Here is a 5807-nt window from a genome sequence, read left to right on the forward strand (position 1 = left end):
CCGGTGGCCATCCTGACCGCCGTGCTCCACCCATGAAACCGGCGCGCCGGGGCTGTTGCCGCTGTTGTGGCTGCCGTGGTCCGCACTCAAGGCGCACCGCCAGGTCAGCCGCATGGGCTACAGCATCGACGCGCAACGGGTGGCCGTGCGCGGCGGCTGGTGGAACCGCTGGTGGCGCATCGCCGAGCTGGACAAGCTGCAGGCGCTGCGCCTGGACCGCTCACCGCTGGATCGCGCGTTCGGTACCGCCACGCTCACCCTCGACACGGCCGGCGCGTTCGGCGCACCACCGCTGCAGCTGCGGTTGCTGGAAGAGACGCGCGCACGGGAACTGCTGGACCAGCTCGGCGCCGAACTGGCCCGGCGCAAACTGCGCTGGTAGCGGCCGCGCCACGCATCCGGGCCGCTGAAGGCCCGGCTGCTCGGTTCCGTAGCCCGGGCAAGTAAAGCCCACCTTGGAGTCACGTCGAAATTTGCCAACGGAAAACCTGCTTTTTCGGATCCGGCATCAGGCGTGAAGCCCAGCCACCGGTTTGATCCCTCTGACCGGGTGCACTGCGCTTATCCAGGCTACACCTATGTCACTACAACCTGACTTCGCCCTCAGCCTGCTGGCAAGGCGAAGTTGCCGACCCTCAAACCCGCGCCGGGCCCCAGTAGCCGATGCGCTTGCGGATCTTGAGCTTGCGCCACAGGTTCAACGGCTTGGGCTTGCGGTTGCGCGCACCCTTGGCGACGAACGCGTCGATCGCCTGGAGGATGCGCTCGCTGGATTGGCCGTCGCGGTACGGGTGCAGCTGGTCGGCGAACTGGCGCACCGCGGCCATCAGTTCCGGCGGCCGCGACAGCGCGGTGCGGATCGCCCCTTCGAACTGCGCCGGATCGTCGATGTCGATCAGCTGCGGGCCCGGGCGGCGGTTCTTGAAAGTCACCACCGGCTTGTAGGTCAGCAGGAACTCGTTGAGCGCCGAGGAGGTGTCCGAGCACATCATGTCCACCTGCGGGAACAGGTCCAGGATGTTGTCGTCATCGGCAAAGCGCAGGTACGGGCCTTCCAGCGCGCGGTATTTGGCCACCATTTCCGGATCCATCTTCGGATGGAAGGTGACGACCCAGCGCCACTCGCCGGTCTGCGACAGCCGCTTGATCTCGTCGTAAAGAATGCCGGCCGCGCTCCACGACGGTGAGAACGTGGAGTGGTACAGGATTACCGGCGGCTGCCGCACCGGCTCGGGCACGTCGGCCAGCTGGCTCATGAACGGATCGATCTTCGGGAAACCTGTCTCCACCACCGAAAAATGCCCCATCTGCTCGGCCAGCGCCGAGAACGCCGCGGTGTCACGCGGGCCGGTGGTGCAGTACAGGTCGAAGAAGCCGCGGATATAGATGTGGCGCGGCTTGCCGGCATCGAAGCCATGGAAGGTTTCCACCTTCACACCGGGGAAGAAATGCGGCACCGCATTGGACGAGGTGATCACCGCATACGGGTTCCACGCGCGCACCTGCTCCACGCTCAGCAGCGTCTCATCGGCAGCCAGATCCTCCGCGCCGGGACCGTCGAAGAACCAGGCCGCCTCGTCGCCCCGCGCGCGGATCGCCGCCTGCACCGGACGGAGGATGGCCAGCGCGTAGCGCTCGGACCCGTACAGCAGATAGTGGCGTGGCACGCGGAGAACTCCTGGATATTGCGGCAGAGGCGGCCAATTATCGCATCGCCAGTACCCGGCGTCGCTGCTAGGCTTGGCCCCCGGTTCCCCGCGCGAACGGTCGCATGCCCAGCCCAGCCCCCACTTCATCGACCCGGCGGCCACGCCTGTCGGCCTGCATCATCGCCTTCAACGAGGCCGACCGGATCGGCGACTGCCTAGCCTCGCTGGCGTTCTGCGACGAGATCGTGGTGGTGGACTCGTTCTCCACCGATGCCACCGTCGCCATCGCCGAAGCGGCCGGGGCACGGGTGATCCAGCGCGCCTTCGACGGCTTCCGCAGCCAGAAGGCGTTCTGCGTCGAACAGGCCGAACATGACTGGGTGCTGTGCCTGGATGCCGACGAGCGGGTGGATGCGGCCTTGCGCGCGGCCATCGAGGCCGAGCGCGATGCCGGCTTCACGCGCGCCCGGGGTTACCGCTTCGCCCGCTGCTCGGAATATTTCGGCCGTTTCCTGCGCCATGGCACCGCCTATCCGGGACCGCGTGCTGCGCCTGTTCGACCGCCGCCACGGCGGCTGGCGCGGCGAGCGCGAGATCCACGAGGCGGTGACGGTGGACGGCCCGATCGCCCTGCTCCGCGGCGACCTGCTGCACCACCCCTACCGCAACTTCCTGCAACTGCTGGACAAGAAGCAGAAGTACGCGCGGATGATGGCCGAGCACGAGTTCAGCCGTGGCAAGCGCGCGACCCTGGGCAAACTGATCCTCGCCCCCACCTGGCGCTTCTTCCGCAGCTATGTGGTCAAGCGCGGCTTCCTGGATGGCTGGCCGGGGCTGATCGAGGCGTTTGTCAGCGCCAACTACGTGCGCCAGAAGACCATCATGCTGTGGCTGCTGTGCAACGGGCAGCCGCTGTAGCCACGGCCTGGCATGTCTGCCGGGCCGCGGCTGGAAAGCCCCTGCAGGCACCCTGAACGCGGCGCAACAAGCCGGAAAACAGCAGGCGCTCCGGCCGATGGCACCGGCCCGGGCCGTTAAAATGGCGTCCCCCATGCTTTGGAAACACACGGGCTGTCACGGCACCGGTTTCCGTACACCGGTACGCCCCCCCTTGCCTGTCCCCCGCAGGCAACCCCTGCAGCGGCCGCTGCTGCTGCCGCGCCATTGCCCTGCCCAAGCCATTCCATGAAGTCCGCCCCCTCCCTTGCCGAGGTGACCGTTGTCTGCGTCACCTACAACTCCTCGCCGCTGGTGGAAACCATGGCCAGCACACTGGCCCGGTTTCCGAATGTGGTCATCGTCGACAACGCCAGCGGCGATGACACCGCCGCGCGCGTCGGCCAGAAGATCCCGCACGCGCGGCTGATCACGCGCCACACCAATGCGGGCTTTGGCGCGGCCAACAATCAGGCGATGGCCGCGGTCCAGACCCCGTTCGCGCTGCTGCTCAACCCCGACTGCAGCATCGCCCCGGCCGATGTGCAGTGCCTGCTCGATTGTCTGGCCCGGTTTCCGCAGGCGGGGCTGGTGGGCCCGCAGAGCTGGCGTGACAACGGCACACCGCAGCTGTGCCACCGCGATGCCTTCTTCCGGCCGGAGACGAAGGGCCGTGTCCGCGTACCGGACCGGCTGGTCAGCGCCGAGTGGATCCATGGCTGCTGCCTGCTGGTACGGACCCGTGCGTTCCACCAGATCGGCGGCTTTGACGAAATCTTTTTCCTCTACTACGAAGACGACGACCTGTGCCTGCGCATGGCCAAAGCCGGCTATCAGTGCCTGCTGCAACCTGCGGCCAGGGCATTCCACCGCGGCGGCGCGTCTTCCACGCCCAGCGTGCGCACGGACTTCATCAAGCGTTTCCACTATGCAAGGTCACGGCAGATCGCCATCCGCCGTTATGTCGGCGCGGCGGCGGCGCGGCGGCATCTGGCCAAACTGCTGCTGGTCGCATTGCCGGCCACGCTGTTCTACAGCCTGCTGTCACGGCCACGGCACGCCATCAAATGGGCCGCATGGGGGGCGGCGGCGCTGTCGGCCGGCCTGACGCTGGACCTGGTTCCGGGCCAAGCCAAAGCTGCGGCATCCACGCGCTTCTGAGTCGTGCGGAACCGGCGCTGGATCGGCCCGCCGGACAGCGCACTGCAAGCGCGCAGTCCCAGCCGGTATACCGCGCCTGCCGGCTCCTCCGGATGACGCGGTGCGGAGGGCGATCGCGGATCAAACACGGGGCCTGCCACTGCCCACGGCCCAGACTGTCACGCCGCCGGTTCAGGCTTATTCAAGCGTCAGCCGCTGGCTGCCTTGCGCTGACTGGTGCCTGGCTTCCGCGCGCGGCATTGTCGACCAGTGCCAGCCCGCACAGCACGCCCACCAGGGCGGTGTAGGTGCTGGCGGTGATCTGGTGGGCGAACATCGACTGGGTCATGCCGCACAGGATGTAGCTCACCACCAGCATCACCCCGGCCGCCGCCGGCCCGCGAAAGCCGTCCTCCTCGCTGTCCAACTGCAGGCGCAGGAACAGGCCCAGCGGCAGGCCATAGACGCACAGCAGCAGCAACAGGCCCGGCACACCCTGGGTCGCCGCCCATTCGGCCAGATCGTTGTGCGCATGGCCGAGGTGGCAACGGAACACCTGATCGGCCTGCGAGCTGCATTGGGGAAGGCGCCGCATGGCATCGTCGAAATGGCCGATCCCCACCCCGGTCAGCGGCAGTTCGCGGAAGGTATCCCACGCCACCTGCAGGCGCTCCAGCCGCGCCCCGGCGGAGGAATCCACATCGCCCCGGCCGATCCGCTGCATGTCGCTGCTGAGCTCAGCAAGCCGGGTGTGTTCACGCAACTGCGGCACGCTCAGCACCACCGTTGCGGCCACCAGCACCAGCCCGGCCAGGGCACCAACGCGGAAACGGCCCGTTTTCCAGCGCACCGACAGCGCCATGGCCACGAACAGCACTAGCAGTGCCGGCCATACCCCGCGGCTGCCACTGAGCAGGATCACCGCGCTGCCCGCGGCCATCCCCAGCGCGATCAGTCCCCAGCGCTGCGGGGGACGGCAGAACACCAGCAGCACCATCAGCACCAGCGCGGTGTCGGCCAGCACGATGGCGTTGGTCCAGGCATCGGCCCGCTCCAGCCCGGTGAATACCTGGTAGCCGGCCACCGCGAAGGTGGCGAGCAGGCCTGCCAGCGCGCCCCACCACAGCGCCTGTATCGGCGGCCGCAGCGCACACACCCACAACAGCGCCCACGGCATCACCAGAAAGCGCGAGCGGTTGTCCACGTCCTTGAGCGCATGCTCGAACTGCCACAGGGACAGCAGCCCCAGGGCGATGGTCACCAGCGCCAGCACCAGCAGAATCCGCCCGGCTCGCCCGGCCTGTTGGCGGGCCAGCCACAGGTAATCGGCACCGGCGATCGAACTGGCCAGCAGCAGCAGACCGAACGGCAACAGATTGGCCGGGGTACTGATCACCAGCGCCGGCAACGCGAACAGCGCCAGCGTCGCGGTACGGTGCAGAAACCGCCAGCGCGCCGGGGCGGCCGGCGGGCTGGGAATCGAATCGGCAGTGACGGGGAAATGCGGGTCCATCGGCAGATACTGGGTCCTGGGCACTGAACCAATTCCCGTCCGAGGAACCGTTCCAACCGCCAATGATAGCCAGCCGGCCCCGCGCTGGCTGCCCCCTCAGGGCGGTCCCTGGTCGCGCCGCGCCCACTCCCGCTGCGCTGGCGTGGCGATGCAGCGGCCCTCTATCGCCGTGGCCGGCACCAGCCACCAGGCGCGTCCACTGAGCGTCCCCACCCGCTGGCTGCGGCCACGGACAATGCAATCCAGCAGCGACTTCTCCTGCACCAGCAGCCAGCGCCGCTGCGGCCGCTGCGCCTGCCACACCATGCCCGCCTGCAGCTGCTGTTCCCACGGCCGCTTGAAGCCGAAGGTGCGCGCCGGCCGGTCGGCCAGCAGCAGGTTCTGTTCCTTCCACGCCACCAGTCCCAGTTCCGCATCGGGCCCCAGCCGTCGGCCGACCTCGCGCATCAAGCCGCGGCCGGAGCTGGAGTCGTTGAGCAGGGGATTGACCAGCAGCCCCTGCAGCACCCAGAGCAACGCCAGCAGCGCGGCCAGCACCCGCGCCGGCCATTTCCGCGCGGCCAGCAACA

3 protein-coding genes and 3 pseudogenes are annotated in these 5807 nt (G+C 68.2%); 3 read left to right on the plus strand and 3 right to left on the minus strand.

The annotated features are described in order from the left end of the window. Positions 1-40 precede the first annotated feature (40 nt). Positions 41-382: pseudogene (locus JCM9942_RS09840) on the plus strand (PH domain-containing protein); the annotation flags it as partial. Between the two features lie 253 nt (positions 383-635). Here JCM9942_RS09840 and JCM9942_RS09845 read toward each other — a convergent pair. Beyond that, positions 636-1667, minus strand: coding sequence for a CDP-glycerol glycerophosphotransferase family protein (locus tag JCM9942_RS09845; protein ID WP_054659364.1), 1032 nt, complete (start codon positions 1665-1667; stop codon positions 636-638). A gap of 104 nt (positions 1668-1771) precedes the next feature. Between JCM9942_RS09845 and JCM9942_RS09850 the strand changes: the two are divergent. Next, positions 1772-2567, plus strand: a pseudogene (locus tag JCM9942_RS09850) (glycosyltransferase family 2 protein). 267 nt (positions 2568-2834) lie between these two features. Then, the gene (locus JCM9942_RS09855; protein ID WP_083468493.1) at positions 2835-3746 is read left to right on the plus strand and encodes a glycosyltransferase family 2 protein; all 912 of its coding nucleotides are present in this window, start codon (positions 2835-2837) and stop codon (positions 3744-3746) included. A gap of 181 nt (positions 3747-3927) precedes the next feature. Here the strand turns inward: JCM9942_RS09855 and JCM9942_RS09860 are convergent, their stop codons facing one another. Then, positions 3928-5238 (minus strand): O-antigen ligase family protein, encoded by a 1311-nt coding sequence (locus tag JCM9942_RS09860; RefSeq protein WP_054659368.1) that lies wholly within the window; start codon positions 5236-5238, stop codon positions 3928-3930. A gap of 96 nt (positions 5239-5334) precedes the next feature. Then, positions 5335-5807, minus strand: a pseudogene (locus JCM9942_RS19020) (hypothetical protein); the annotation flags it as partial.

The sequence above is a fragment of the Stenotrophomonas pictorum JCM 9942 genome (genome assembly GCF_001310775.1).
In the GTDB taxonomy this organism is placed as follows: Bacteria; Pseudomonadota; Gammaproteobacteria; order Xanthomonadales; family Xanthomonadaceae; genus Stenotrophomonas; species Stenotrophomonas pictorum.